Source organism: Kaistia algarum, from assembly GCF_026343945.1.
Lineage (GTDB): Bacteria > Pseudomonadota > Alphaproteobacteria > Rhizobiales > Kaistiaceae > Kaistia > Kaistia algarum.
The window spans coordinates 1,391,352-1,417,315 of sequence record NZ_JAPKNJ010000001.1; the positions used below are offsets into that span (position 1 = coordinate 1,391,352).

The window sequence follows — 25,964 nt, forward strand, 5'->3', positions numbered from 1 at the left end:
ATCATTCATAGGCCGAACTCCGCCCGGATGGCCTCGGTGTTCTCGCCGATGCGCGGCGCGGCGACCGTGCTCACCGGACGGATGCCATCGACGCGGATCGGCGAGCGGGTCGTGCGGATCGAGACATTGTCGGCGCGCTCCACCGTCTGCAGCATGTCGAGGGCGGTGAAACCCGGATTGACCAGCAGTTCCGGCCAGTCGAGCACCTTGGCGCACCATATGTCGGCCGGCTCCAGGATCGACAGCCAATGCTCGGTCGTCTGGGTCGAGAGACGCGCCGCGATCAAGTGCTTGATCTCGTCGCGCGCCGTGAACCAACTCTTCGGATCGTCGCGCCAGGGGCTGAGTTCCGGCATGCCGAGAAGGTCGGCCAGGCGCGGGATCGGCGTCATCGCGATGGCGAGATAGCCGTCCTGCGTCGGATAGATGCCATAGGGCGCCGAGAGATAGGCATGGGCGTTGCGGAAGGCCGAGCGGCGGGGCTGGCGGTTGCCGTCATTCATATAGGTGGTGAGCACCTCGAACTGGAAATCGACCAGCGCTTCCATCAGGCTGGTCTCGACATGGCTGCCCTTGCCGGAAATGCCGCGACGGACCAGCGCCGCCAGCACGCCCTGGCAGAGCGCCGCGCCGGCCAGCATGTCGGCAATGGCGAGGCCGAAGGGCACCGGCCCCTGGTGCTCGTCGCCGTTCAGCCAGGTGACGCCAGAGCGAGCCTGCGCCAAGAGGTCCTGTCCTGGCCGCGACACCCACGGCCCCTCGTCGCCATAGCCGGTGATCGAGCCATAGACGACATCCGGATTGATCGCCTTCACCGCCTCATAGCCAAGGCCGAGGCGATCGATGACGCCGGGGCGGAAATTCTGCATGACGACGTCGGCTCGGGCGAGCAGCTTCTTCAGGCTCTCAAGCTCGGCCGGGTTCTTCATGTCGACGGCGAAGCTCTCCTTGCCGCGATTGATCGCGTGGAAAAGCGTCGAATCGCCGCCGATCTCGGTATCGGTCAGATAGAGCCGTCGGCAGAGATCGCCGCCATCCGGCCGCTCTACCTTGATGACGCGCGCACCGAGATCCATGAGGCGCAACGCGCAATAGGGCCCTGACAGAAATTGCGAGAGATCGACGACGACCAGCCCGCTGAGCGGCATTTCGGAATTCGACATCAGTGAGGCCTGTTACTTCTCTGTATCGCCGGCAAAGGCCGAGGCGTCGCGATATTTGACCGTCTGGAGATGCTCGCAATAGAGCACCAGCTCGCCCTCGCCCTTGAAGATCTCATAGGAGGCGCGGATGAGGCCCATCGCCTTGTATTTCGGCCGTTTTTCCAGATTGGTGCGGATCGCGTAGATCGTGTCGCCGATGAAGACCGGCTTGATGAAGCGCAGCCGGTCATAGCCATAGGAGAAGGCATTGACGCAATTGGTCGCAACGAGGCCGAGCCCGGCGGAGAAGACGAAGGCGCCAGCGACCAGGCGGCGGCCGAAGACGCCCTCGCTCGCGGCGAACATCTGGTCCTGCACATAGGGGTGGATGTCGGTGACCAGCAGGTTGAAGAGATGCGAATCGCCTTCGGCCATAGTGCGGCGCAGCGAGCGGATCTTCTGGCCGACGGGCCAGTCCTCATAGAACCAGTTCTCGGCATTCCAGACCGGCAGGTCGGAATGTTCCTTCGGCATGTCCTTGGGATGCGTCGACGATACGCCCACCGTCGGCGCGCCCGGCTCAGTCGTCATGGTTTCCTCCCGCATGCCGACATTTCTTGTTCTTCATATATCAATCGACAACTCATCGGCAAATCAATGGGAAAGTGTGGTGCCGCAGAAAGTACGCTCTTTCCTTCACCTCCCCATGAGGGGGAGGTCGACGGCCGAAGGCCGGCGGGAGAGGGTTTAGGGAACCATCCGGAGATGGCCGTAAACCCGCCCCCGCGATTCGCGCCGACCTCTCCCTCGAGCAGAGGTGAAGAAAATCAAGCCCTCCTAAGGTGCCGTCCTCACGGCCGTCGCCGGCGCCGCCGCCGATTCGAATGCGGCCTCGACCATCGCCATGGTGTGCCAGGCATCCTCCACCGACGTTACCAGCGTCTCGTCCTCGCCAGTCGCATAACGCTGGAGGTTCGACATCACGCCGATAAAGGCATGCGGGAACCAGCCGCCCGAGAGCTTGACGCTCTTCCATTTGGCGTCGGGGCCGCGGTCGGCGGTGATCCAGAGTTCGTCCGGCTCGCCCTTGGGATAGTTGAGCAGCAGACCGAGTTTGACGAGGGCGGCGCCGTCGCGGCCCTCGAAACGGAAGCTCGCATCCTGGAAGCGGCGCCCGAAATCATGATTGTGGTTGATCGACAAAGTGCAGCGCCGGTCGCCGCCGAAATCGAGCAGCGCCGAGGTGCGCGTCTGCGCCAGATCGGTCGAGGGGTGGCCGAGCGTGCGGGCATGGATTCCGGTCGGATTGCCGAGGAAGGCGCGGATCAGGTCGAGATAGTGGATCGAATGGACCGCGATCTCGACGCGCGGCATGCCCTTCAGGAACGGGAAGAGGTGCCAGGGCGTCACGAGGTTCAAATGCACCTCGACATCGACCAGCGGCCCGAGCAGCCCGCGACCGACCGCATCGGCAAGCGCCAGCATCATCGGCGAGAAGCGGAGCTGGAAGTTCACCGCCGCCTTGAAGCCGCGTGTGCGGGCCAGCGCCAGAATGGCGCTCGCCTCGGCCAGGTCGCGGCCCATCGGCTTCTGGATCAGGACAGCCGCGCCTTTCGGGAGGCGCTTCAGCACGTCGAGATGGGCGGCGGGCGGCGTTGCGAGATCGAAGACCGCATCGCGTACCGCGACCGTTTCGTCGACCGTGCGAAAGGCGGGCACGCTCCAGCGCTCGGCCAGCGCCCGCGCCTTGACCACATCGCGGTCATAGATGCCAGCCACGGGAAACCCAGCCATCGCATAGGCCGGCAGATGCGCGTCGCCGACGATCCCACCCGCGCCAATAATGACGATCGGCCGGGGCGCCGAGGGCCGCGGCCAGGACTGCGAGAGGGAGGAAGGTTCGAAATCGGCCATAAGAGTCTCGCTGCGCTCTCCCCTCTCCCGTTTGCGGGAGAGGGTTGGGGTGAGGGTCTTGCTGGGGTGTCGGCGACGAAGGGAAGGAGAAAGTCTCTCACCCTAGCCCTCTCCCGGAAGGCAGGAGAGGGGATCAAGTCGTGCGCGCCGAAAGTCGCTTCCCCCTCAATCGGTATGAAATACCTCTTCCATCTCCGCCCACCACTCGCCCTCTTTTCGACTTCCGAGCGGGGCCTGCAGCGGCATGCAGATCTTCCACCAATCCTGCGTCACCGGATCGGCGGCCATCAGCAGGCTGTCGGCGGCGTAGTCCGCGCCGTGATATTCGAAAGTGGCGAAGAGCAGGTTCTCCGGTTCGCGGAGATAGATCGAATAGTTCTTGATGTTGCAGAGCGCGATGCGCTCGAGGACGCCCGGCCAGACGGCGGCGTGCAGGCGCTTATATTCCGCGATCGCCTCGGGCTTGATGCCGAGGATGAATCCCATTCGCTGCATTTTCTGCCTCCCTTTTGGCGCTAAACCGCCAGCCTATAGATCCGTTCTGCATTGGCGTGCAGCAATTTTGCCTTCTCCGGCTCGCTGGCGCCGGCGATGATTTCATGCGTCGCCTCGACCCAGCGTGTCAGATTGGCCGTCAGCGTGCAGACCGGAAAGTCAGACCCCCAGACGACGCGATCCCAGCCAAAGGCTTCGATGGTGTGCTCTACGAAAGGGCGCAGATCCGCAACTTTCCAGTGCTCCGGATCGCCATAGGCGATGACGCCGGAGATCTTGGCCGCGACATTGGGCAGTTCGGCGAGCGCGGTCATGTCGGCGCGCCAGGGATCGAGCGCTTGGTCCTTGACGTTGGGCACGCCGCAATGATCGAGGATGAACTGGACATCGGGCGCGGCGCGCGCGATTTCGACCGCGATCGGAAGCTGCCGCGCCAGCACGCAGAGGTCGAAGGTCAGCCCAAGCGGCGCCAGGCGACGGATGTTGTCCTGGAAGATCGGACGGCGACCGAGTTCGTCCGGCGATTCGTGCAGGATGCGGCGAAGCCCCTTCACCCTGGGATTGGCCGCATAACGCTCGGCGAGTTCCGGGAAATCGGCGTGTTCCGGCCGGCAGGCGGCAATGGCGCCGACAACGCCCTCGCCCAGCGACGTGACGAAGGCGGTCTCCGCCTCCATATCCGGCTCGGCGACGTCCACCTCCATATGCAGCATCGCTTCGATACCGAGCGGCTTCGCTTCGGCAAGGTAGTCCGCAAGCGTAAAGTTGCGGTTGAGCGACGGGGCGCCCGCGAGCCAGGGGTAGCGAAAGCGTTCCTGGTAGACGAGGTGGAGATGGGTGTCGACGATCCGCACGCGGTCCTCCCTGCCGGGCTTCAGGCCGGCTCGTTTTCATTCATGGGTGATGATATCATTCACGACGATGGACTGCCGAGCAAGCGGCAGCCTCAACCCTCGCTGTCCCCGCCGCGGCCGAGCGCCGCCGACAGATCGCGCACGGTCTCCAGCAGGATGTCGAGTACCGCATCCCGGCCCGGAACATTCGGCCGGTCGATACGCGAGAGGAACGGGCAGGTGAGCGCGGCGATCGCCGTGTCGTTGGGGCCGAGGATCGGCGCGGAGAGATTGTAGACCGCCTCCGACTGGACCGACGGCATCACCTCATAGCCCTGGCGGCGGATTTCGACCAACCGTCTGTCGAGTCCCTCGGGACGGTGCGCGTCCTCGGCCTGGTCCTCGCGCTCCGACTCCATCATCGCCCGCTCCTGCGAGGTCGCGAAGGCGAGAAGGACATGGCCGGAGCCGGTATTGTAGAGGCTGACGCGAGCGCCGACGCGAATCGAATAGCTCCAATAGGATGGCGCGTCCATCTGGCCGACAACGACGACGCGGCCACGGTCATAGACCGCGAGATGGCAGGCCTGCTCGGCCCGCTTGCAGAATTCACGCATCACCGGCAGCGCCTGGCTCACCAGCCTTCGCACCGGCGGATGCTGGTGAGCGAGCGAGAACAGGCGGAGCGTCAATTCGTAGCGATCACCCAGGATGCGGGCGACATAGGAGCGCCGCACAAGGCGGTCGAGCATACGGTAAATCTCGTTCGGAGATCGATTGAGCGCCTTGGCGATCTCCGCCTGCGTCATGCTCTCATCGGTCGAGGCCAGCAGCTCAAGGATGTCCAGGCCCTTGTCGAGCGCGGGCGCGCGGTAGCGGTCATTGGCGTCGTCCAGCATTTCCTGTCCCCATTCCGCCCACGGTCCAAGCCTCTTTTGAGCCAAGTTAGACATTGACTCGGTTCCGTCAATTTCGCTTATATACGAATACTCCATTCAATAGTGGAGGAAGTGCCGGTCGGAATCGTGAGGATGATCCGATGGCGCCGTCGGGAGGAGATCACACATGACCGTTTTTCGCGGCCTCAAGGCCGTTCTGTTTTCGTGCGCCGCCTTGGGCGCGCTCGCCATGCCCGCGCATGCGGAAGACACGCAATATGACTGGGGCAAGTTCCCCGGCTACACGCTGAAGGTGAAGCTCATCGGCGGCACCCAGTACGAGAAGCTCTATACGCGCATCGCCGAATGGGAAAAGGCGACGGGCGCCAAGGTCGAGATCGTCTCGTCCAAGAACCATTTCGAACTCGACCGCGAGATCAAGCAGGACATCGCTTCCGGCTCGATCACCTGGTGCGTCGGCTCGAACCACACCTCATTCGCCCCGCAATATGGCGATCTCTATATCGACCTGAAGGAAGTGATCCCCGAGACGACGCTGGCCGAATTCGTGCCGGGTACGCTCGCCTCTTCCATGGTCGACGGCCGCCTCGTGCAGCTGCCGCGCGTCACCGATGTGTCGAACCTCTACTACCAGAAGGAATTGTACGAGAACGCCGACAACAAGGCGAAGTACAAGGCGAAGTTCGGCACCGATCTTGCCCCGCCGAAAACCTTCGACGAGTTCAAGCAGCAGATCATCTTCTTCGCCAATCCGCCGAACCTCTACGGCACCGCCTTCGCCGGCAAGGACGAGGGCATGACGGGCCGGTTCATGGAGATCGTGCGCGCCAATGGCGGCGACATGTTCGATGCCAACTGGAACCCGACCTTCAACTCGCAGGCCGGCCTCGACGCGCTGCAATGGTTCATCGACATCTACAACGCCAAGGCGGTTCCCGCCGGCACGGTGAACTACACCTGGGACGATATCGGCCAGGCCATGGCCGCCGGCACGCTCGCCGTCGATCTCGACTGGCCGGGCTGGGCCGCCTTCTTCAATGATCCGAAGTCGTCGAAGATCGCCGGCAAGATCGGCCTCGCGGTCGCTCCGGTCGGCACGGCCGGCAAGCGCGGCGGCTGGTCGGGCTCGCACTCCTTCTCGGTGACGAAGGATTGCGACAACAAGCCGGCAGCGGTCTCCTTCGTTACTTTCCTGACCGACTACCAGTCGGAAATGATGGAAGCGCGCGCCGGCAATCTGCCGACCCGGACGAAGGCGTTCGCCGATGTGGTGGATGAGTTCAAGAAGGACAACAATACCTACATGGCTGACATGTTCGCCACATGGGAGCAGTCGCTCGCCGACGCGCGCACGCCGCCGCTCGTCCCGCAATGGATCGAGGTCTCGAACGTGATCTGGCCGGAACTTCAGGCCGCGATCGTCGGCCAGAAGACGCCGAAGGACGCGCTCGACACGGCGGCCGAGAAGGCCAAGCAGATCATGGAAGATGCCGGCGTCCTGAAATAGGCAGCCTTCACCTCCCCCTAAGGGGGAGGTCGGACCGCAGGTCCGGGAGCGGGTTTTCGCCCTCCCCCGGATAGTCCGTAAACCCTCTCCCCGTCGGCTTCGCCGCCGACCTCTCCCTTAGGAAGAGGTGAAGAAACGGCGGCGTCGCTTTCGGCCCTGATCCAGTGGCTCACCGGACTCCATTGATGCGCTTCTTCACCAGCCGTCTTTCCGCGCCGTTCGTGCTGTTGCTGCCGGCGTTCCTGATCATCGCGGCGGTCATCCTGATCCCGCTGATCTTCTCGCTCTATACGAGCTTCACCGCCTATCGCCTCGTCCAGCCGGCCTCGCTCTGGCAGTGGGTGGGGCTGCGCAACTACATACGCATCTTTTCCGATGTGGACTTCTGGTGGGCGTTCGGGCGCACGCTGGTGTTCCTCACCGTAGCGCTCAACCTCGAGCTCGTGCTCGGCCTTTGCATCGCCCTGCTGATCGACAAGATCACCACCGGACAGCGCGTCATCCGGACCATCATGATGTTCCCGATGATGTTCTCGCCGATCCTGGTCGGCTTTCAGTTCAAATACATCTTCAACGACAATGTCGGCCTCATCAACAACGCCATCCAGTCGCTGGGCTGGACCGACGTCACGATCCCCTGGCTGGTGAATGCGTGGACGGCGAACCTCGCCATCCTCGTCGCCGAGGTGTGGATGTCGACGCCGGTCTTCGCGATCTTGCTGCTCGCCGGGCTGATGGCGATGCCGCGCGATCCGGTCGAGGCGGCAAAGGTCGATGGCTGCAATCCATGGCAGGTATTCCGCCATATCACGCTGCCCTTCCTGATGCCCTTCGTCTACATCGCCATGGCGATCCGCTCGCTCGATGTCGCGCGCGCCTATGACATGGTCAAGATCATGACGAATGGCGGGCCCGCCGGTCGCACCGAACTGCTTTGGACGCTGATCGCCCGGGTCGGCTACCAGGATGCGCGCATGGGCGTCGCCAACGCCATGTCCTACGCCTCGATCCTGCTCTCCATCTACTTCACCTATTATTTCTTCCGGAAGCTGGCATCGGCCCGCGCCAGCCTGGGGAGCATGGCCTGATGGAAACCTCGTTCCAGCGCTTCATGATCCGCCTTGGCGTTTTCGTCGTCATGGTGGTGATCTGCCTGCCCGGCCTCTGGGTGGTGATGACGGCGTTCCGCGACAATGTCGAGGTGATGGCCCGGCCCCCTGTCTGGCTGCCGCAGCAATGGACGCTCGACAATTTCCGTTCGATCTTCGGCCTATCGGCGACGCAGCAAGGCATTCCGGTCGCGAGCTATTTCCTGAACTCGCTGGTGATCTCGGTGACGAGCACCATCCTCGCCGTGCTGATCGGCATGGCTGGCGGCTATGCCTTCGCGCGCTACAATTTCCGCTTCAAGAAGGCGTCCTTCCTGACGCTGATGCTGTCGCGCACCGTGCCAGGCATCTCGCTGTCGCTACCGGTCTTCATCATCTGGAGCCGCATCGGCCTGATCGACACCCATTTCGGAGTCATCCTGGTCTATCTGGCGCTCAACATCCCGTTCACGATCTGGCTGATCGATGGTTTCTTCCGCCAAATCCCGCAGGAACTCTCGGAAGCGGCCAAGATCGACGGCTGCTCGCCCTGGCAGGCCTTCTGGAAGATCGAGTTCCCGCTGGCGAAATCCGGCGTCGCCTCGGCCGGCATCTTCGCCTTCCTGACCTCGTGGAACGAGTTCGCGCTCGCCTCGCAGCTTACCCGCACGACGGCGTCGAAGACGCTGCCGGTGGGGCTGATGGACTTCACCGCGCAGTTCACGGTCGACTGGACGGGCATGTGCGCCATGGCTGTGATCATTATCGTGCCGGCGCTGCTCTTGACCTTCATCGTGCAGAAGCACCTGATCGCCGGACTGACCTTCGGCGGCGTCAAAGGATAGGCCCGGACAACAGGGCGAAGGGAGGCACTCATGGCAAGAATAGTCCGCGTCGAAGGCTTGATGGTCGACCTGAAGCCGAAGGTGAAACGGGTCGATGCGATCCAGTCCTTCGTCAGCCAGGAAACGCCGATCATCCGCATCACCGATTCCGACGGCGCCGTCGGGACGGGCTACAGCTACACGATCGGCACCGGCGGACCGGCGATCATGTCGCTGATCGAGCGGACGCTCGGCCCGGCTCTGATCGGCCGCGAGGCCGGCATGATCGAGCAGATCTGGCGCGACCTCCTGTTCATGACACATGCAACGAGCGTCGGTGCGATCACCTCGCTGGCGCTCGCGGCGATCGATACCGCACTTTGGGATTTGAAGGCCCGCAGGGCCTCGCTCCCTATCCATGTCCTTGCCGGCGGCGCGCAGGAGAAGATCCGCCTCTACACGACCGAGGGTGGCTGGCTGCATCTGGAAACCTCCGCCATCGTCGACGACACGCTGCGCGCAAAGGAATCGGGCTTTGGCGGCGCCAAGATGAAAGTCGGACGGCCGATCCATGAGGATGTGGCGCGGCTCATAGCCGTGCGCGAGGCGGTTGGCGGCGGCTTCGAGATCTTCACCGACGCCAACCAGGCCTTCACGGTCGACGAGGCCATCCGCCGAGCCCGCCACTACGAGGCGGCCGATATCGGCTGGCTCGAGGAGCCGTTGACGGCCGACGATGTCGACGGCCATGTGCGCCTTTCGGCCTCGACCTCGATCCCGATCGCAGTGGGCGAGAGCCTCTATTCCGCGCTGCATTTCCGCGACTACCTGCAACGCCGCGCCTGCTCCGTCGTGCAGGTCGATGTCGCGCGCATCGGCGGCATCACGCCCTGGCTCAAGGTCGCGCATCTGGCCGAGACCTTCAATGTCGCCGTCTGTCCGCATTTCCTCATGGAACTGCATGTCGCGCTCTGTTCGGCCGTTCCCAATGCGCGCTGGGTGGAATACATCCCGCAACTGGACAGCCTGACCACGAAGGGCATGACCATCGACAAGGGCTATGCGGTCCCGAGCGCGGAACCGGGACTTGGCATCGCCTGGGATTTCGACGCGATCGACCGGCAGACCGTCGAGGGATCGCGATTCACGATTGCGAACTGAAGGAACGGAATTCATGGGCGGGAAGCTCGAAGGCAAGGTCGCGCTGGTCACGGCGGCGGCACAGGGTATCGGCCGGGCGATCGCGGAGAGCGCGGCGGCCGAGGGTGCCACCGTATGGGCGACCGACGTCAATGCGGAGAAGCTGGCGGAGCTGGAAGGCGCCCCCGGCATCACGACCCGCCTGCTGAATGTGCTGAAGGGCGCCGATGTCGACGCTCTCGTCGCCGAGATCGGCACGGTTGACGTGCTGTTCAACGCGGCGGGCATTGTCCATGCCGGCACGATCGAGCAGGCAACGGAAGCCGATCTCGACTTCGCCTATGACCTCAACGTCAAGTCCATGTGGCGCACGATCAAGGCGGTGCTGCCGGGCATGCTGGCGCAGGCCGACGGCTCAATCGTCAACATCTGTTCCGTCGCCGGATCGATCAAGGGCGTGCCGAACCGCTTTGCCTATGGCGTCACCAAGGCAGCGACGGTCGGCCTGACCAAGTCAGTGGCGGCGGATTTCGTCGCCAGGGGCATTCGCTGCAACGGTATCTGCCCCGGCACGGTCGAGAGCCCTTCGCTGCAGGATCGCCTGCGCGCCCAGGGCGACTACGAAGCGGCCCGCGCCGCTTTCATCGCCCGCCAGCCGATCGGCCGCATCGGCACCCCGCAGGAGATCGCCGACCTCGCCATCTATCTGGCGACTGCGACCTACACCACCGGCCAGATGCACATCATCGACGGCGGCTGGGTGAACTGAACGAGCGCGGAAGCGCCCAGCCCTCCCCCTGAGGGAGGGCCAAATCCGCCTTGGCGGATTTGGGGAGGGGTCGCTTGAGCGTGGCGGACGAGGATGTGCGGAGAACGCTTCGGCTTTGCCGAAGCTAGCCCCTCCCCAAAAGCGCGCCGCGCTTTTGACCCTCCCTCAAGGGGAGGGTTCGCGGAGTTTCTTTCGGAGAGGGCGTATCATGATCGTCGAGCAATATTTCGAAGACTACGCCATCGGCTTCAGCCGCCGGACGATGGGGCGGACGATCACCGAGGCCGACATCGTCATCCATGCCGGTCAGACGGGCGATTTCTTCCCGCACCACATGGACGCCGAATGGTGCGCGACCCAGGACTTCAAGCAGCGTGTCGCCCATGGCACGTTGATCCTATCGATCGGCGTCGGCATGACGGCAACGACGATCAACCCGCACGCCATGTCCTATGGCTATGACAAGGTCCGCTTCGTCAGGCCCGTATTCATCGGCGACACGATCACGGTCGAGGCAATGATCACCGAAAAGCGGGACCACCCCAAGCGTTCCAGCCATGGGATCGTCGTCGAGCAGGTCACCGTGACAAAGCAAACCGGCGAGACCGCGCTCGTCTGCGAGCATATCTATCTCGTGGCGCGGCGGGCGGACACAATCTCCGCTTAACGCCGGCGATTTCGACAACCAAGACAATATGTCATTGTCGCCTCGAGCAAATTCGGGTCGATTCAATTTACAGCTGGCGTCGTCGCGATACGGTAACCAGCCTGTAGAACTGCGTCTTACGTCTCATTTTTTTGCAGTGCAGCATCTATTGTGCTATACGGAAAAATGTGTTGTGATGATTTTGGGTCATTTGGCAGTTGTTATTCTTGGGGCAGAGGAATCTAGGGTTCGGTCGGCACGACGCTCGCGAACGGGGTATCCTTATGAATATTTCACGTAAATTCTTTCTCGCTTTGGCTTTGAGCGTTTCGGTCGCTGCGCCGATGACTTTTGCGCCTGTCGCAGCCTATGCGCAGGAAATTTCGCAGGACATTGCCGATCAGCTGGCGGCGGTCGCGAACGATCCTGAGGCGCTGGCGGCGCTGGCAGCGAAACTCGCAGCCGCAAATCCAGGCTTGGCAGCCAAGATCGCGGCGGCAGCGGCCGCGGCGAATCCGGCGGCGGCAGCGGCGGTCGCTCAGGCCGTTGCGGCGGCGGCGCCATCTGCGGCGGCGGCGATCGCGGCAGCGGTCGCGGGCGCTCCCGGCGTTTCGGCCGCGGCGGCATCTGCGATCAGCGCAGCAGCCACAGCCGGCGCTGCTGCTGGCAGCAGCGCTGGAGCAGGTGCGGGAGCTGGCGGTAGTGTCGCCGGCACCGGTGCCGGCTCTTCCGGCGGCTCAAGTGGTTCGAGCGGCTCGAGCGGCTCGAGCGGCGGATCCAATAGCGACAGTTCCTCCACCGACAACAGCTCGGGTCCGGATGTCGTTGGCGGCGACCAGTGCAACGCCGCTAGCTGCAACTGAGAGCTCTCCCTCTATCCTCCTCTCTCTCTCCTCTTACTTCCTCCCAAGCCTTCGAAACCCCGCTCCGGCGGGGTTTCTTTTGTGTTGCTGCCAATGACGGGGCGGAACGATCGCTTCGCCGAGGCGTTTCTCCTTCATCCAGCAATCGAAGGAGGACGACATGGAAGCCATCCACCAGCCCGTCAATTCGCTGATTGGCGCCGACAAGGTCGACGGTACGGCCGTCTACGATCCGAGCGGCGAGCGGCTCGGCACCATTCACGATATCATGATCGACAAGGTTTCCGGCCGGGTCGCCTATGCCGTGCTGTCATTCGGCGGCTTTCTCGGCCTCGGCGAGAAGTACCATCCGCTGCCGTGGAACGCGCTGAAATACGACACTTCGCTTGGCGGCTATGTCACCGGCCTTTCGAAGGAGCAGCTCGAAGGCGCGCCTGCCTATGACGAGGGCGATGATCCCGCCTGGGGGGACCGCGCCTATGAAAAGAGCGTTCACGACTATTACGGCGTGCCACCCTATTGGATGGTTTGATTGCCCGCCTTATAAACGTTCTCCCCCGGCCGAATTCTTGGCCGGGGGTTCGCCGCAAGGAATTTTCATGTTCAATTGGTGGCAACTGGCCTTCGAGACGTCGCGCATGGCGTTCGAAGCCCAGGAAGTCGTTGCTATGCGCCTGACAAAGATCGGCCGCGGCGACGCAGCCGCCTCCGTTGAAGCCCAGCAGATGGTGATGGAGAAGACGCTCGTCATCGGCGAGGCCTGGATGGCGGCCGCTGGCGTCGCCATGCGCAATGGCAGCCCCCAATCCGTTGCCGCGGCGTTTCTCGGATCCTATCGCAAGCGCGTGCGCGCCAATCGGCGGCGCCTTTCGCGCTGAGCGCTATTCCATAAGGATCTGCAGCTTGACGTCATTCGGGTTGGCAGAGGCGGCGCGCTCGAAGGCGGCAATCGATTCCGCAAACGGATAGACGCCGGTCACGAGCGGCTTCAGATCAACCTTGCCCGAGGCGATCAGCGCCAGCGCCCGATCGAAGACATTGGCGTAGCGGAAGATCGTCTCGATGCGAACTTCCTTGGCCTGCGCGCCGACCACGTCGAAATGAACCGGCTCGACCGGCATGCCAACCAGCACAAGCGCGCCGCCCGGCCGCACCAGGCCGAAGATCCCCTCATAGGCGCGCGGCGAGCCCGACGCCTCGAACACGATGTCGACGCCCCAGCCTTCTGTCTCATTGGCGATCACGTCCGCGATCTTCTTCTCGCGAACATTGACGGGGATGATGCCGTCATAACGGCCGGCAATGTCCAGCTTCTCCGCCACCAGATCCGACACATAGACGCGCGAGCAGCCGCCGGCGAGCGCGGCCAGCGCCACCATGATGCCGATCGGGCCGGCGCCGATGACCAGCGCCGTGTCACCCGGCACGATCTTCGCCTTGGCCGCAGCCTGCATGCCGACGGCGAAGGGCTCGACCATCGCCCCTTCCGCGAAGGAGACATTGTCGGGAAGCTTGAAGGTAAAGGCTTCCGGGAAAACGACGAAGGGCGTCAGGCAGCCATGAACCGGCGGCGTCGCCCAGAAAACGACGCTCGGATCGACATTGTAGAGGCCGAGCTTGGAGGCCCTGGAGTTCAGGTCCGGAATGCCCGGCTCCATGCAGACGCGGTCGCCGACCTTGAGGCTCTTCACGGCCGAACCGATCTCGACGACGGTTCCCGCCGCCTCGTGCCCCAGCACCATCGGCGCGTTGACGACGAAGGGTCCGATGCGGCCATGCGTGTAATAATGCACGTCCGAACCGCAGACGCCGACCGTATGGATGGCGATCTTGACGTCGCGCGGCCCGACTTCGAGCGGCAGATCGATGTCACGGAGGGAGAGCTTCAGTCGTTCTTCAAGGACGAGGGCGCGCATGGCAAGGCTTCCGGATTGGCGTCGAGGAAGCCAAGTCTTAGAGCATTGGGCCGGGCGGTGAAAGCAGCAGGACGAAGGCCCCTACGCCTCGCCGTCGACCACCTGGAAGCCGGCCCAGAACGGATCGCGATCATCGACAAAGATGGTGTTGAGGCCGGTGACGCGGGCCCAGCCTTCGATGGTTGGGATGATCGCGGGCAGGTCGCCGACGCTCGTGGTGTCGGCAACACGGCCGGTAAAGGTTGAGCCGATGATGCTCTCGTGCACGAAAGCCTCGCCCTGCTCCAGCCGGCCGGTGGCGAAAAGCTGCGCGAGGCGCGCCGACGTTCCCGTCCCGCAGGGCGAGCGGTCGATCGCCTTGTCGCCATAGAAGACGGCGTTGCGGCCCGACGAACCCTGGTTCTTCGGCTTGCCGGTCCATTGCACATGGGTGAGCTGGTTCAGCGCCGGATTGGTCGGATGGGCGATTTTATGGCGCGCATTGAAGGCCGCGCGTAGCTTCGGCGACAGACGGAGGATATCGGACGGATCGAGATCCGAAAGGTCAGCATAGTTCGCCTGCGGCTCGACGATCGCATAGAAATTGCCGCCATAGGCGATATCGACCTTGAGCGTACCGAGCCCGTCGACCTCGACCTCATAGTCGCGCCCGAGCAGGAAGGACGGCACATTGGTCAGCGTGACGCTGTCGACATAGGGACCATTCTGGACATAGCGCGCCTCGACGAGGCCGGCCGGCGTCTCCAGCCGCAGCAGGCCCGGCGTCTTCGGTGTGACGAGGCCATGCTCGATGATCGTCGTCACCGTGCCGATCGTGCCATGGCCGCACATGGGCAGGCAGCCCGACGTTTCGATGAACAGGATCGCGACGTCGTAAGCCTCGCTCGACGGCGGATAAAGGATCGAGCCAGACATCATGTCGTGGCCCCGCGGCTCGAAACACAGGCTCTTCCGGATCCAGTCGAACTCGGCGAGGAAATGCTGGCGCTTCTCGAACATCGTGGCGCCCTTCAGCACCGGGATCGAACCGCCGGTGACGACGCGCACCGGATTGCCGCAGGTATGGCCGTCGATGCAGAAGAAGGAATGGCGCGCCATTTCGTAAAGGCCTCTCGTCAGAAGCGCTCGGCAAAGCGCCGAGGCGAATAAAGAGCGATCGATATCGCCGGCTGACGGCCAGCGAGAAGGTCCGCAACGATCTCTGCCGTTGCCGCGGCCTGGGTCAAGCCGTAATGGCCATGGCCGAAGGCATAGAGGATGCGCGGCTCGTCCGGCGCCGCGCCGATGACGGGCAGCGAATCCGGCATGGACGGACGGAAACCCATCCAGCGCGTGCCGCCGGAAAGCTCGGCCTGCGGCAGGAAGCGCTGCAGCCGCGTCAGGATCGCGTCGACGCGGGCATAATTGGGCGACGCTTCGAGACCGGCGAATTCGACACTGCCACCCACCCGGTCGCCCGTATCGAGCGGGCTCACCACGAAACCCTCGCCCTCGAACATCACCGGCCGCGACAGGCCGAGCCGGCCCGACGGCAGCGTCACGTTGTAGCCGCGCTCGGTATCGAGCGGGACGTGATCGCCGATCGAGGCGGCGAGCGGCTTCGACCAGGCGCCGGCGGCGACGATGACGGCGTCATAGAGCGCGGTGCCGAGCGAATGGTGGAAGCCGACATCCTCGCCCCGGCGCAGCGACACCGCTTCCATCGGCAGCAGCCGGGCACCACGCTGCAGCGCCGACCGGCCAAGATCGAGCGTCAGGTTGCGCGGATCGGAGACGTGGCAGCCCGAAGGATAGAGCGCGCCAAACCGGGCACGCGGCCCCAGCGCCGGCTCGAGCGCCTGCAGCGCCGTGGCATCCAGCGCCTCGACCGGGGCGCCAAGCGCCCGCTGGCGCTCGATCAGCGGTCCGGCAGCGCGCCATCCCGCCTCGCTCGACCAGACGGAGAGAAGGCCGTGACGGCGAAGGTGATGGCCGAGGCCGAGCGCCTCCAGCCGCCGTTCCCAGGCGGGCAAGGCACGGCTATTCAGGGCGGAGATAGCCAGCGTCGAGGCCTCGATGCGGGCTGGTCGGCTCGCCGAGGCGAAGCGGGCGAACCAGGGCAGGAGCTTCGGCAGATAGGCGGCCCGGATCGAGAGCGGCCCCAGCGGATCGAGCGCCCAGCGCGGCAGGTTGCGCCAGGCCTTGCCGGAAGCGAGCGGCAGGATGTCGACATGGGCGATCCAGCCGGCATTGCCGGCCGACGCGCCGGCCGCGATGCCGTCGCGATCGACGAGATCGACCGCATGGCCCTGGTCTAGCAGCGCATGGGCGATCGCAACGCCGACAATGCCCGCTCCGATGACCGCTACGCGCATGCCCGTGACTGCCTTCCCGCATGAATTGGGGGCGCGGTGGCGCGCCCCTCGTCACTCCACCTGGGGAGCGGAAGGATCGCGTCAAGCCGCGAGCGGCAGACCGACTTCCGGCAGCGCCGGCCGCGTCGCTTCGGCCTGCTTCATGACGGCCTCCAGCTCGACCTTCTCGGCGGCGTCGAGCGCCAGGCGCGGCGGGCGGGTCAATTCGCTACCTCGGCCGATCAGCTTCTCGCAATATTTGATCGCCTGGACGAGGTCCGAACGGGCATCCAGATGCAGGATCGGCATGAACCAGTCGTAAAGCGGCATCGCTTCGTCGAAGCGGCGATCGCGGATCAGACGGAACAGCGTCTCGCCTTCGCGCGGGAACACGTTGGACATGCCCGAGACCCAGCCGACGCAGCCAAGCGCGACGCTTTCCAGCACGACGTCATCGAGACCGCAGAAGGGAATGAAGCGATCGCCGGTCATGTTGCGCACATCGACGATGCGGCGCGTATCACCCGACGAGTCCTTGAAGGCGACGATCGTGTCGATCTCGGACAGCGCCGCCAGCATCGCCGGCGTCACGTCCGTGCGGTAGGATGGCGGGTTGTTGTAGATCATGATCGGCGTATCGCTCGCCCGCGCGATCGTTGCGAAATGATCCAGCGTCTCGCGCGGCTTGGCCGGGTAGACCATGGCCGGCATCACCATCAGCCCGTCGACGCCGATACGACTGGCCTCGCGCGCATAGGTGGAGCCGAGAACGCTCGTGTATTCGGCGAGACCGGAAATCACCGGCAGGCGACCGCCCACGGTCCCGACTGCCATTTCCAGCAGAGAGAATTTCTCCGGCTGAGACAGCGAGCAGTTCTCGCCGACCGTGCCGCACATGACGAGACCGGAAACACCGTCGGCGATCAACGCCTCGACAACCTTTTTCGTCGCGTCCAGATCGACGGAAAAATCATCGCGGAACTGCGTCGTTACCGCCGGAAACACACCCTTCCAGCTCGTCCTCGGATCCATGTTATCTCGCCCTTTTGTTCTGTCGACAGTTTGTATTTAACATCAATTCCGTTAGAGGGCAATGCCCGCAGGGGCGGCAGTGCGGCAAAGAAAAGCCCGCCATGCGGGCATGGCGGGCTGGATCGGGCAGGCGCCTTCACCTCCCCAGCGGAGAGGCGAGGAGAAGGTCTACGCCGGGACGGCCTCAAGCCTGGCGGCGACCAGGCCACGGAGGGTGCGCAGATCCTTGGCGAACTGGCGGATGCCTTCCGAGAGCTTCTCGGTCGCCATCTGGTCCTCGTTCATTTCCCAGCGGAAGCTCTTCTCGTCGGAGGCGACGGTCGCGGGCGATTCGCCGGGATGGGCCGGGTCGAGCTTGCGGGCGAGAGCGCCCTCGTCGGCGGCGAGCTTTTCCAAAAGGGCCGGGGCGATCGTCAGGCGGTCACAGCCGGCAAGGGCCTCGATCTCGCCGGTCGAGCGGAACGAGGCGCCCATGACGACGGTCTGGATGCCGCGGGTCTTGTAATAGGCGTAGATCGAGCGGACCGAGAGGACGCCCGGATCCTGCTCCGGCTCGAAGGTCTTTCCGCTCGCCTTGACGTGCCAGTCGAGGATGCGGCCGACGAAGGGCGAGATCAGGAACACGCCGGCCTCGGCGCAGGCGGCGGCCTGGGCGAGCGAGAACAGCAGCGTCAGATTGCAGTCGATGCCTTCCTTCTGCAGCACTTCGGCGGCGCGGATGCCTTCCCAGGTCGAGGCGAGCTTGATCAGGATCTTCTCGCGCGGCACGCCGAGATCCTTGTAGTCGGCGATGATGGCGCGCGCCCGGGCCAACGAGGCTTCGGTATCGAAGGAGAGGTCGGCATTGACCTCGGTCGACACGCGGCCGGGCACCAGCTTCGACACTTCGGCGCCAAAGGCGACGGCGAGCCGATCGGCGACGGCGGCGGCCACCGCCTCCTTGGTTCCGCCCTGCTTCGAGCCCCAGGCGACGGCGGCGTCGATCACGTCCTTGTACAAGGGCAGGTCGAACGCCTTCAGCACAAGCGAAGGATTGGTGGTGCAGTCGACCGGACGGAACGCCTTGATCGCCTCGAGGTCGCCCGTGTCGGCGACAACAACCGTCATGGCTTTGAGCTGGTCGAGTTTCGAGGTCATCCGTCGTTCCTCCAGGAAAGAGACACGCTTATAGCGCGCGCATATGGAGGGCATATGATCATCTTGGTCCCCAAATGGAAGCCGAAAAATGCCCGTCCGGAGCAAAAGGCCAGCGCGCCGGCCTTCCCCTTCGCACGGTGTTCCATGCTAGGGCTCTCTCCCTGGGAGCGAGGGAGAAGCGCCGCCATGACCGATATTCATTTATCCGGAAACTGGGCCCTCGCGGACGCCTCGGGCGAGCGCCTCGGCGCTATTCCCATCCCCGGCGACGTCCATTCCGCGCTTCAGGCGCTCGGGCGGATTGCCGATCCGCACCGGGGCACCAACGAGGCCGACATGCAGTGGGTCGGCGAGCGCGAATGGGAGATCGCGCGCCATTTCACGCTCGATAGGGCCGGACTTGACCACGGCTGGCCGGTGCTGGAACTCGAATTCGTCGATACTTTCGCCGATGTCTTCGTCAATGGCAGCCTCGCGGCACGGCTCGGATCGAGCTTCATCCGCCATCGCATCGACCTCACCGGCCTGCTGGTCGAGGGCGAGAACGAATTGCGCATCCGCTTCTATCCCCCCGGCGCGGAAGCGAGCCGCCTCGCCGCGCTGCAGCCCTTTCCGATTCCGTGGAGCGTATCCAACAATCGCGTCCCGGATTTGAACATGATCCGCAAGGCGCAGTGCCATGGCGGCTGGGACTGGGGGCCCTGCCTTCTGGTCAGCGGCATCTATGCGCGGCCGGTGCTGCATCTCTATGAGACGGCCCGGATCGAGAGCGTCCAGATCCGCCAACGGCATCAAGCGGATGGCCGGATCCTCGCCATTGCCGAGATCGAGCTGGCAGCGAATGGCGAAGCGAGCCTTCCCGTCAGCTTCGAACTCTGCGGCCGCCGCATGGAAGCCGTCGTCGCGGTCATGGCCGGCGTCACCAAGACCAGCCTCGAACTCGATGTCGGGACGCCGGCACTCTGGTGGCCGGCCGGCCATGGTGAGCAGCCGCTCCATGAGGCGGTCGTCACCATCCCCGGCGACCGCGCCGTTCGCCGCATCGGCTTCCGGACGCTGGAGGTGGTGACGGAGAAGGACGAGGCCGGTGCCTCGATGATCTTCCGCGTCAACGGCATCGACATCTTCGCCAAGGGCGCCAACTGGATCCCGGCCGACGCCCTGCCCTCTGCGATCACCGAAGACCGCGTCCGTGCGCTGCTTTCCGCCGCCGTCGAAGCCAATATGAACATGATCCGCGTCTGGGGCGGCGGCTTCTACGAGTTCGATCTGTTCTACGATCTTTGCGACGAACTCGGCCTCCTGGTCTGGCAGGACATGATGTTCTCCTGCTCGCAATATCCCTCGACGCCGGAATTCCTCGAAACCGTCGATGCGGAACTCCGCTACCAGATCCAGCGCCTCTCCAGCCGGCCGTCGATCGCGATCTGGTGCGGCGACAATGAGGTGATCGGCTCGCTCACCTGGTATGAACTCTCGATCAACAATCGCGACCGCTATCTCGTCAATTATGACCGCTTGAACCGCGTCATCGAGAAGGCGGTGCTCGATACCGATCCCGGCCGGCGCTTCTGGCCGTCAAGCCCATGCAATGGCGATCTCGATTATGGCGATGCCTGGCATGATGACGGCTCGGGCGACATCCATTTCTGGGACGTGTGGCACTCGAACAAGAATTTCGAACACTATTACACCGTGAAGCCGCGCTTCTGCTCCGAGTTTGGCTTCCAGTCCTTTCCATCGATGACGGCGATCCGCGCCTTTGCCGAACCGAAGGACTGGAACGCCACGTCACCGGTGATGGAGTTCCACCAGCGCGACCGCGCCGGCAACTCGCGCATCATCGACACCATGGCGCGCTATTTCCGCATGCCCACGGGCTTCGGCGAATTCGTCTATTTGTCGCAATTGCAGCAGGCGCTGGCGATCGAGACGGCGGTTCGCTACTGGCGCAGCCTGAAGCCCCATTCGATGGGCGCGCTCTACTGGCAATTGAACGATGTCTGGCCGGCGGTGTCGTGGTCGTCGATCGACCACACGCTCGCCTGGAAGACGCTGCACTATCACGCCAAGCGCTTCTTCGCGCCGGTGGCGCTCGCCGCCCGCATCGTCGACGGCCGGCTGGCAGTGCGCGGCGTCAATGACCGTCATGAGGCCGTGCCGATCGAAATCCGGCTCCGAACGCTCGACCTCGCCGGCCAGTGGCTCGACGAGCGGCGCGTGAATGCCTCGCTGCCGCCCGACCGCGCGATCGATCTGCTCTCGGTCGCCGCCGGGCCGGCGAATGACCGGTTCTATGTCGTGGATGGGCGCATCGACGGCGAGTTCGATCCCGCCTTGCAGATTACCGTCTTCCCGGATGTGCCGAAGCGCTTCGAACTGCCCGAGGCCCAGATCTCGATCGGGTCGGATGGCGGCGGGAGATTCGTGCTCTCGACCGACGCACCCGCCTTCCATGTCCGCGCCGAGGCGGAGGGATGGCCCGGTCATTTCGACGATACGAGCTTTCTGCTGCTGCCCGGCGAGGATCGCGTCGTGACGTTCCGCGCCGAAGCAGGAACGGCGATGCCGGCGGCCGGTGACATCACGATCCATCATCTCGCCGCCAGCTATCGCTGAAGAAAGCGAGGCGCCGCTCCCGCGGCGCCTCCCGCAATCCTACCAGCGCACCCAGCCGCCCGGCACGAACACCCAGCGTCCGCCGCGGCGGACCCAGCGAGGCTGCACATAGCGCCAGCCTGGACGGGCGGCGACCCAACGGCCCGGGATCCAGACATAGGCGCCGCGGCGCCAGCCCCAGTGCCCGGGGACCCATACCTGACCACGCCGGGGCGGGGGTACCCGTTCGCGGCGCACGGGCGGCGGTGCCATCCACATCGTCTGGGCTTCGGCATCGGCGACCGGCAGGGTAGCAAGCGGAGCGACGACGCCGGCCGCGAACAGGCCGCGCAGAAGATTTCGTCTGGATATCATTGTCGTTTCTCTCCTCTAGCCGGCATGTTTCGCCGGAACAGCCCGCATCGCTTAAACGTCGAGGACGCCGTGTTCCGTCGCCCTGCCCGCGAAACGACGCCCATCGACCCTCCGTCAGAGACTATAACCGTGCCGATCCAGAAACAGTTTCAGCCGGTCGGGGAAGTTGAGCACCTTCCTGTCGCTCGGTGGGCAAGCATCAATATCGCCGCCGGTCAGGCAGGTCTCCTCGCCCTCGTCCTTGGCGAGATTCCAGTGTTGCTGAAGCGCCGCGAAGGCGGCCTTGCCACTTCCCGCCCGCGCGCTTTGGGCAACCCAGCCGGCGAGGAAGCCCGGCGAGGTCCAGCGCGTCGCCGGATCGGCGTCATCTTCCAATTGCTTCAGCCAGTCGCGATGGTTCTTCGCAAAGCGCGGCTCCGTAGTGAGGTCGACCAGTTTGCCGTCCCGCACCGTCTGGATCACGAGTGGCGCGGCGCTGCAGGCGTAGCAATCGAACGCATAGAGGAAGGCATTGTCGACGGTGACGATCTCCGCGACGCCGTCATTGTCGAGGTCCTGGAGATAGAAGCCATCGCCATCGAACGAGCCGACCTCGACCGTGACCCAGCCCTTCGCGGTCTTGTCGGCGATGACGATCTGCGAGCAACAATGGGCGCCGCCCGTATAGCTCGAGAAATAGACTTCCTTGGCATCATTGGCCGGGTCGATCTCGACGATCGACGCGCTCGCCGCCGGCACGTCCATGCCGGAGGCGACCCCGACATATTCGAGCACCTGCTGCCCGCCGACGCTGACCTGCAGCACGGGAACGTCGAGATTGGGATCGACCTTGGGGCGCCGTTCCTCGAAGACGCGGGCGGTTATGCCCGAATCCGTCACCGAGGCGTCCGTTGCACCGTCGGCAAATTCGGTCGTTGGATAGGCGGGCGCATCCTCCTCGTCCTCGGCTCTAGCCGGCGTGCCGAGCAGGAGGGCATAAACAGAGGCGAAAAGCACCAGCGTCCGGATCGCGGCAAGGCCGGCGGTCGGTTTGAGGATCACCGGAAGTCTCCCGAATCGAACGTTCCTGAATCTAGGCGCGGATTCCACGCCGGGAAAGCGGCATCAAAGCGGCGCGACTTGATGATGGCTGGTAGCTGCGCCTATGAACATGGGGACCGACCCGCTCTCCGAGGCCAACCCATGACATCTGCGAAACTGCTCCGTACCGGTGGCCAGCTCATCGTCGACATGCTGGCGGCGAACGGCGTCGAGCGGCTGTTCACCGTGCCCGGCGAGAGCTTCCTCGCTGTCCTCGACGCGCTGTACGAATCGCCGATCGGGGTCACCAATGCGCGGCATGAGGGCGGCGCGGCGATGATGGCGGAGGCCTGGGGCAAGCTCACCGGCCGGCCCGGCGTCGCGATCGTGACCCGCGGCCCCGGCGCGACGAACGCAGCGAGCGGCCTTCATGTCGCGATGCAGGATTCGACGCCCATGATCCTGTTGGTCGGCCAGATCGCGCGCGGCCATCGCGACCGCGAGGCGTTCCAGGAACTCGACTATCGCCGCGTCTTCTCCGGCGTGGTGAAATGGGTTGCCGAGATCGACGAGGCGGCGCGCATTCCGGAAATGCTGTCGCGGGCCTTCCATGTCGCCATGTCCGGCCGCCCCGGCCCCGTGGTGCTCGCCTTGCCGGAGGACATGCTGCGCGATCCGGTCGAGGTGACGTTGCCGGCCCCCTTCGAGCCGACCGAGACCTATCCGGGCCTGACGCAGACCGCGCAATTGCAGAAGCTGCTCTGGGCCGCGGAAAGGCCGTTCGTCATCGCCGGCGGCTCGCGCTGGAGCGACAAGGCCATCGCCTCGCTGCAGCGCTTCGCCGAGCGCTTCGACCTGCCCGTCGGCGTCTCCTTCCGCCGGCAGGGACTGTTTGACCATGAACACCCCAACTATGCGGGCGATGTTGGCATCGGCATCAATCCGGCGCTCGCGCGGCGGATCCGCGAGGCCGACCTGCTGCTGCTCCTCGGCGGCCGGTTCGGAGAGGTGCCGTCCTCATCCTATTCGCTGATCGACGTGCCCGAGCCGCGTCAGGCGCTGGTTCATGTCCATGCTAGTGCCGAGGAACTCGGCCGGATCTATCGTCCGACGCTGGCCATCCATGCGAGCCCGAACGGCTTCGCCTCGCAGCTGGAAGTCGTGCATCCGCCCGTTACCATCGGCTGGAGCGAGGCGACCCGCGCGGCCAATGCCGAATATCGTGCCTGGTCGGAACCGGCGCCGCGCTCGGTCGGCGGCGTCGAGCTGGGCGCGGTGATGGCCCATCTGCGCGCAAGCCTTCCGGCCGACGCGATCCTCACCAATGGCGCCGGCAATTATGCCGGCTGGCTGCATCGCTATTACCGCTTCCGCCGGCCCGGCACGCAGCTGGCGCCGACCTCGGGCTCGATGGGCTATGGCGTGCCCGCGGCCATCGCGGCGAAGCTGCGTCATCCGGAGCGAACTGTGATCGCGCTGGCCGGCGACGGCTGCTTCCAGATGACCGGCCAGGAACTCGCCACCGCCGTGCAGGAAGGCGCCGCGATCGTCGTGATCGTCGCCGACAACCAGATGTACGGCACCATCCGGGCCCATCAGGAGCGGAGCTATCCCGGCCGGGTCGAAGCCACCGCCCTCGTCAATCCTGATTTCGCCGCGCTGGCAAAGGCCTATGGCGGACATGGCGAGACGGTGCGAACCACGGAGGAGTTCGCGCCAGCCCTCGAACGGGCGCTGGCCAGCGGCAAGCCGGCGCTCCTGCATCTCCATACCGATCCGGAGGCGATATCCCCATCCGCGACGCTGAGCGGGCTGGGGGCGAAGCGCGGATCGAAGGCCTAGAACAGGCTCTCCTGCGACGCCGCCTTCGGTTTCGTCCGGCTCTTTGGCTTCGGCGGCACGGGCGAGCCGACGGCCACGGCGCTCAGCTTGCCGTCCTGCAACTCGATCGTCAGCGCGTCACCGGGCGCAACCGTGGCGGCAAGGCGAACCGGGGCTCCGGCGGCATCGGTCACCAGCGCATAGCCACGCGCAAGCACGCTTTTATAAGAGAGCGTATCCACGAGGCGCGAGGCGCGATCGAAGCGGTCTCGGCTTCTCTCGACGATCCGCGCGAAGGCACGCCCGCCGCGCTCGTCGGCCTGGCGGAGGCGCTCGCGGCCTCGCGCCACGCGCTCGCCGAGCGGCTCGATCCGCAGCCGGCCAGCCAGACGGGCAAAGGCCGCGCGCTTGCGTTCGGCATGGACAACCAGCGCCCTGCCCTGCCGCGCCGAAAGCGCGTCCAGCCGCTCCTCCGCGCGGGCAACGAGACGGCCGAGTGAAGCGGGATTCAGTCGTCCCGCCGAGCGCTCCAGCCGGGCGCGATGGGCGAGCGTATTGGCGGAAAGGCTGCGCCCGAGGCGCGCCGACACCTCGTCGAACGAGCGGCGCGGCACGGCGAGCAGATCGTCGAGCCTCGGCAGCGCGCGGACGGCGGCGCGCAGATCGCGCCTGCGACCCTCGACATGGCGCAGCATGGCGCCGTCGAGGCGGCGCGCGAGATCGGCGACCGTGCCGACCAGTTCCGAGCGCACCGGCACCGCCATCTCGGCCGCGCCGGTCGGCGTCGGTGCACGCAGATCGGCGGCGAAATCGATCAAGGTCGTATCGGTCTCGTGGCCGACGGCCGAGATCAGCGGGATATCGGAGGCGGCCGCGGCGCGAACGACGATTTCCTCGTTGAAGCCCCAGAGATCTTCAAGGCTGCCGCCGCCGCGCGCGACGATCAGCACGTCCGGCCGTGGGATCGGCCCACCGGGCGCGATCGCATTGAAGCCGGCGATCACCGCCGCGACCTCAGCGGCCGAGGTCTCGCCCTGGACGCGCACCGGCCAGACCAGAACCTTGACCGGGAAGCGATCGGCAAGGCGGTGCAGGATATCGCGGATGACAGCGCCGGTCGGCGAGGTGACCACGCCGATCACGCGCGGCAGATAGGGGATGGGGCGCTTGCGGGCGCTCTCGAACAGACCCTCGGCGGCGAGCCTTCGGCGGCGCTCTTCCAGCAGCGCCATCAGCGCGCCGACGCCGGCCGGTTCCAACTGTTCGATGACGATCTGGTATTTCGACGAGCCCGGGAAGGTGGTGAGCTTGCCGGTCGCGATCACCTCCATGCCCTCTTCGGGACGGAAGCGGATGCGGCCGAAATTGCCCTTCCAGATCACCGCCTCGATCTTGGCGCGGTCGTCTTTGAGCGCGAAATAGGCATGGCCGGAGGAATGCGGCCCGCGATAGCCGGAAATCTCGCCGCGCACGCGGACATAGCCATAGGCCTCCTCGACGGTGCGCTTCAGCGCCAGCGAGATTTCGGAGACGGAATATTCGGTGGCGTTGGACGGGGATTCGGGCATGGGGTCCTCCACTCCTGAATGCCCGCCGTCTCCGCGCCGGTCAA

General features: G+C 64.9%; 25 protein-coding genes. 11 read left to right on the forward strand and 14 right to left on the reverse strand.

What is annotated here, in order from left to right; all coding sequences use genetic code 11:
* Positions 1 to 5: 5 nt before the first annotated feature.
* The 6 genes from OSH05_RS06715 to OSH05_RS06740 form a co-directional block, all read right to left on the reverse strand.
* Positions 6 to 1,163 carry a CaiB/BaiF CoA transferase family protein gene (locus tag OSH05_RS06715; RefSeq protein ID WP_165801419.1) on the reverse strand — a complete coding sequence of 386 codons (1,158 nt, stop codon included), beginning with the start codon at positions 1,161 to 1,163 and terminating at the stop codon, positions 6 to 8.
* A 12-nt stretch (positions 1,164 to 1,175) separates the two neighbouring features.
* Complete coding sequence (locus tag OSH05_RS06720) at positions 1,176 to 1,733, reverse strand: MaoC family dehydratase (RefSeq protein WP_104217644.1); 558 nt, start codon at positions 1,731 to 1,733, stop codon at positions 1,176 to 1,178.
* Between the two features lie 246 nt (positions 1,734 to 1,979).
* Entirely contained in the window at positions 1,980 to 3,056 is a 1,077-nt protein-coding gene (locus OSH05_RS06725) for a Gfo/Idh/MocA family protein (protein ID WP_104216980.1), read from the reverse strand.
* A 165-nt stretch (positions 3,057 to 3,221) separates the two neighbouring features.
* Positions 3,222 to 3,551 carry an L-rhamnose mutarotase gene (locus OSH05_RS06730; protein ID WP_104216979.1) on the reverse strand — a complete coding sequence of 110 codons (330 nt, stop codon included), beginning with the start codon at positions 3,549 to 3,551 and terminating at the stop codon, positions 3,222 to 3,224.
* A gap of 20 nt (positions 3,552 to 3,571) precedes the next feature.
* Complete coding sequence (locus OSH05_RS06735) at positions 3,572 to 4,405, reverse strand: amidohydrolase family protein (protein ID WP_104216978.1); 834 nt, start codon at positions 4,403 to 4,405, stop codon at positions 3,572 to 3,574.
* A 92-nt stretch (positions 4,406 to 4,497) separates the two neighbouring features.
* A complete protein-coding gene (locus OSH05_RS06740; RefSeq protein WP_104216977.1) occupies positions 4,498 to 5,283 on the reverse strand; it encodes an IclR family transcriptional regulator in 786 nt (261 codons plus the stop codon).
* A 166-nt stretch (positions 5,284 to 5,449) separates the two neighbouring features.
* Between OSH05_RS06740 and OSH05_RS06745 the strand changes: the two genes are divergently transcribed.
* The 9 genes from OSH05_RS06745 (at position 5,450) to OSH05_RS06785 (ending at position 12,998) form a co-directional block, all read left to right on the forward strand.
* A complete protein-coding gene (locus OSH05_RS06745) occupies positions 5,450 to 6,790 on the forward strand; it encodes an extracellular solute-binding protein (protein WP_104216976.1) in 1,341 nt (446 codons plus the stop codon).
* A 185-nt stretch (positions 6,791 to 6,975) separates the two neighbouring features.
* On the forward strand, positions 6,976 to 7,878 hold the full coding sequence (locus tag OSH05_RS06750) for a carbohydrate ABC transporter permease (RefSeq protein WP_104216975.1): 903 nt from the start codon (positions 6,976 to 6,978) through the stop codon (positions 7,876 to 7,878).
* Positions 7,878 to 8,723: a carbohydrate ABC transporter permease gene (locus OSH05_RS06755; RefSeq protein ID WP_104216974.1), complete on the forward strand. Its 846-nt coding sequence runs from the start codon at positions 7,878 to 7,880 to the stop codon at positions 8,721 to 8,723. The genes OSH05_RS06750 and OSH05_RS06755 overlap by 1 nt, the downstream gene beginning before the upstream one ends.
* Positions 8,724 to 8,753: 30 nt before the next feature.
* Entirely contained in the window at positions 8,754 to 9,863 is a 1,110-nt protein-coding gene (locus OSH05_RS06760) for a mandelate racemase/muconate lactonizing enzyme family protein (protein WP_104216973.1), read from the forward strand.
* Positions 9,864 to 9,876: 13 nt separating this feature from the next.
* On the forward strand, positions 9,877 to 10,611 hold the full coding sequence (locus OSH05_RS06765; RefSeq protein WP_104216972.1) for an SDR family oxidoreductase: 735 nt from the start codon (positions 9,877 to 9,879) through the stop codon (positions 10,609 to 10,611).
* 208 nt (positions 10,612 to 10,819) lie between these two features.
* Positions 10,820 to 11,278, forward strand: coding sequence for a MaoC family dehydratase (locus OSH05_RS06770; RefSeq protein WP_104216971.1), 459 nt, complete (start codon positions 10,820 to 10,822; stop codon positions 11,276 to 11,278).
* A gap of 323 nt (positions 11,279 to 11,601) precedes the next feature.
* On the forward strand, positions 11,602 to 12,120 hold the full coding sequence (locus OSH05_RS06775; protein ID WP_133163033.1) for a hypothetical protein: 519 nt from the start codon (positions 11,602 to 11,604) through the stop codon (positions 12,118 to 12,120).
* A 160-nt stretch (positions 12,121 to 12,280) separates the two neighbouring features.
* Positions 12,281 to 12,652, forward strand: coding sequence for a PRC-barrel domain-containing protein (locus OSH05_RS06780; protein WP_104216969.1), 372 nt, complete (start codon positions 12,281 to 12,283; stop codon positions 12,650 to 12,652).
* Between the two features lie 67 nt (positions 12,653 to 12,719).
* On the forward strand, positions 12,720 to 12,998 hold the full coding sequence (locus OSH05_RS06785; protein WP_104216968.1) for a hypothetical protein: 279 nt from the start codon (positions 12,720 to 12,722) through the stop codon (positions 12,996 to 12,998).
* A gap of 3 nt (positions 12,999 to 13,001) precedes the next feature.
* On the opposite strand, the gene OSH05_RS06790 is transcribed toward OSH05_RS06785, so the two are convergent.
* The 5 genes from OSH05_RS06790 to tal all read right to left on the reverse strand — a co-directional run bounded on the left by OSH05_RS06790 (position 13,002) and on the right by tal (position 18,538).
* Positions 13,002 to 14,036 (reverse strand): NAD(P)-dependent alcohol dehydrogenase, encoded by a 1,035-nt coding sequence (locus OSH05_RS06790; RefSeq protein ID WP_104216967.1) that lies wholly within the window; start codon positions 14,034 to 14,036, stop codon positions 13,002 to 13,004.
* An 81-nt stretch (positions 14,037 to 14,117) separates the two neighbouring features.
* On the reverse strand, positions 14,118 to 15,134 hold the full coding sequence (locus OSH05_RS06795; protein ID WP_104216966.1) for a 4-hydroxyproline epimerase: 1,017 nt from the start codon (positions 15,132 to 15,134) through the stop codon (positions 14,118 to 14,120).
* 17 nt (positions 15,135 to 15,151) lie between these two features.
* A complete protein-coding gene (locus OSH05_RS06800; protein WP_104216965.1) occupies positions 15,152 to 16,390 on the reverse strand; it encodes an NAD(P)/FAD-dependent oxidoreductase in 1,239 nt (412 codons plus the stop codon).
* 81 nt (positions 16,391 to 16,471) lie between these two features.
* Positions 16,472 to 17,401 carry a dihydrodipicolinate synthase family protein gene (locus tag OSH05_RS06805; protein ID WP_104216964.1) on the reverse strand — a complete coding sequence of 310 codons (930 nt, stop codon included), beginning with the start codon at positions 17,399 to 17,401 and terminating at the stop codon, positions 16,472 to 16,474.
* Positions 17,402 to 17,569: 168 nt separating this feature from the next.
* Positions 17,570 to 18,538, reverse strand: a complete 969-nt coding sequence (gene tal, locus OSH05_RS06810) for a transaldolase (protein ID WP_104216963.1) — start codon at positions 18,536 to 18,538, stop codon at positions 17,570 to 17,572.
* Positions 18,539 to 18,724: 186 nt separating this feature from the next.
* On the opposite strand from tal, the gene OSH05_RS06815 reads away from it, so the two are divergent.
* On the forward strand, positions 18,725 to 21,157 hold the full coding sequence (locus OSH05_RS06815) for a beta-mannosidase (RefSeq protein ID WP_104216961.1): 2,433 nt from the start codon (positions 18,725 to 18,727) through the stop codon (positions 21,155 to 21,157).
* Positions 21,158 to 21,196: 39 nt separating this feature from the next.
* On the opposite strand, the gene OSH05_RS06820 is transcribed toward OSH05_RS06815, so the two are convergent.
* Together OSH05_RS06820 and OSH05_RS06825 are read right to left on the reverse strand one after the other, a co-directional pair.
* Entirely contained in the window at positions 21,197 to 21,511 is a 315-nt protein-coding gene (locus OSH05_RS06820; RefSeq protein WP_104216960.1) for a YXWGXW repeat-containing protein, read from the reverse strand.
* A gap of 114 nt (positions 21,512 to 21,625) precedes the next feature.
* Positions 21,626 to 22,552 carry a hypothetical protein gene (locus OSH05_RS06825; RefSeq protein WP_104216959.1) on the reverse strand — a complete coding sequence of 309 codons (927 nt, stop codon included), beginning with the start codon at positions 22,550 to 22,552 and terminating at the stop codon, positions 21,626 to 21,628.
* A 141-nt stretch (positions 22,553 to 22,693) separates the two neighbouring features.
* Between OSH05_RS06825 and OSH05_RS06830 the strand changes: the two genes are divergently transcribed.
* Complete coding sequence (locus OSH05_RS06830) at positions 22,694 to 24,373, forward strand: thiamine pyrophosphate-binding protein (RefSeq protein WP_207778674.1); 1,680 nt, start codon at positions 22,694 to 22,696, stop codon at positions 24,371 to 24,373.
* Here OSH05_RS06830 and xseA read toward each other — a convergent pair.
* The gene (gene xseA, locus OSH05_RS06835; RefSeq protein WP_104216958.1) at positions 24,370 to 25,920 is read right to left on the reverse strand and encodes an exodeoxyribonuclease VII large subunit; all 1,551 of its coding nucleotides are present in this window, start codon (positions 25,918 to 25,920) and stop codon (positions 24,370 to 24,372) included. The two genes, OSH05_RS06830 and xseA, sit on opposite strands and share 4 nt — an antisense overlap.
* Between the last annotated feature and the right edge of the window lie 44 nt (positions 25,921 to 25,964).

Coding starts and splice junctions, on each gene's coding strand:
- OSH05_RS06715 (WP_165801419.1), bottom strand. CDS start 1,163: ATGTCGAATTCCGAAATGCCGCTCAGCGGGCTGGTCGTCGTCGATCTC.
- OSH05_RS06720 (WP_104217644.1), bottom strand. CDS start 1,733: ATGACGACTGAGCCGGGCGCGCCGACGGTGGGCGTATCGTCGACGCAT.
- OSH05_RS06725 (WP_104216980.1), bottom strand. CDS start 3,056: ATGGCCGATTTCGAACCTTCCTCCCTCTCGCAGTCCTGGCCGCGGCCC.
- OSH05_RS06730 (WP_104216979.1), bottom strand. CDS start 3,551: ATGCAGCGAATGGGATTCATCCTCGGCATCAAGCCCGAGGCGATCGCG.
- OSH05_RS06740 (WP_104216977.1), bottom strand. CDS start 5,283: ATGCTGGACGACGCCAATGACCGCTACCGCGCGCCCGCGCTCGACAAG.
- OSH05_RS06745 (WP_104216976.1), top strand. CDS start 5,450: ATGACCGTTTTTCGCGGCCTCAAGGCCGTTCTGTTTTCGTGCGCCGCC.
- OSH05_RS06750 (WP_104216975.1), top strand. CDS start 6,976: ATGCGCTTCTTCACCAGCCGTCTTTCCGCGCCGTTCGTGCTGTTGCTG.
- OSH05_RS06755 (WP_104216974.1), top strand. CDS start 7,878: ATGGAAACCTCGTTCCAGCGCTTCATGATCCGCCTTGGCGTTTTCGTC.
- OSH05_RS06760 (WP_104216973.1), top strand. CDS start 8,754: ATGGCAAGAATAGTCCGCGTCGAAGGCTTGATGGTCGACCTGAAGCCG.
- OSH05_RS06765 (WP_104216972.1), top strand. CDS start 9,877: ATGGGCGGGAAGCTCGAAGGCAAGGTCGCGCTGGTCACGGCGGCGGCA.
- OSH05_RS06770 (WP_104216971.1), top strand. CDS start 10,820: ATGATCGTCGAGCAATATTTCGAAGACTACGCCATCGGCTTCAGCCGC.
- OSH05_RS06775 (WP_133163033.1), top strand. CDS start 11,602: ATGACTTTTGCGCCTGTCGCAGCCTATGCGCAGGAAATTTCGCAGGAC.
- OSH05_RS06780 (WP_104216969.1), top strand. CDS start 12,281: ATGGAAGCCATCCACCAGCCCGTCAATTCGCTGATTGGCGCCGACAAG.
- OSH05_RS06785 (WP_104216968.1), top strand. CDS start 12,720: ATGTTCAATTGGTGGCAACTGGCCTTCGAGACGTCGCGCATGGCGTTC.
- OSH05_RS06790 (WP_104216967.1), bottom strand. CDS start 14,036: ATGCGCGCCCTCGTCCTTGAAGAACGACTGAAGCTCTCCCTCCGTGAC.
- OSH05_RS06795 (WP_104216966.1), bottom strand. CDS start 15,134: ATGGCGCGCCATTCCTTCTTCTGCATCGACGGCCATACCTGCGGCAAT.
- OSH05_RS06800 (WP_104216965.1), bottom strand. CDS start 16,390: ATGCGCGTAGCGGTCATCGGAGCGGGCATTGTCGGCGTTGCGATCGCC.
- OSH05_RS06805 (WP_104216964.1), bottom strand. CDS start 17,401: ATGGATCCGAGGACGAGCTGGAAGGGTGTGTTTCCGGCGGTAACGACG.
- tal (WP_104216963.1), bottom strand. CDS start 18,538: ATGACCTCGAAACTCGACCAGCTCAAAGCCATGACGGTTGTTGTCGCC.
- OSH05_RS06815 (WP_104216961.1), top strand. CDS start 18,725: ATGACCGATATTCATTTATCCGGAAACTGGGCCCTCGCGGACGCCTCG.
- OSH05_RS06820 (WP_104216960.1), bottom strand. CDS start 21,511: ATGATATCCAGACGAAATCTTCTGCGCGGCCTGTTCGCGGCCGGCGTC.
- OSH05_RS06830 (WP_207778674.1), top strand. CDS start 22,694: ATGACATCTGCGAAACTGCTCCGTACCGGTGGCCAGCTCATCGTCGAC.
- xseA (WP_104216958.1), bottom strand. CDS start 25,920: ATGCCCGAATCCCCGTCCAACGCCACCGAATATTCCGTCTCCGAAATC.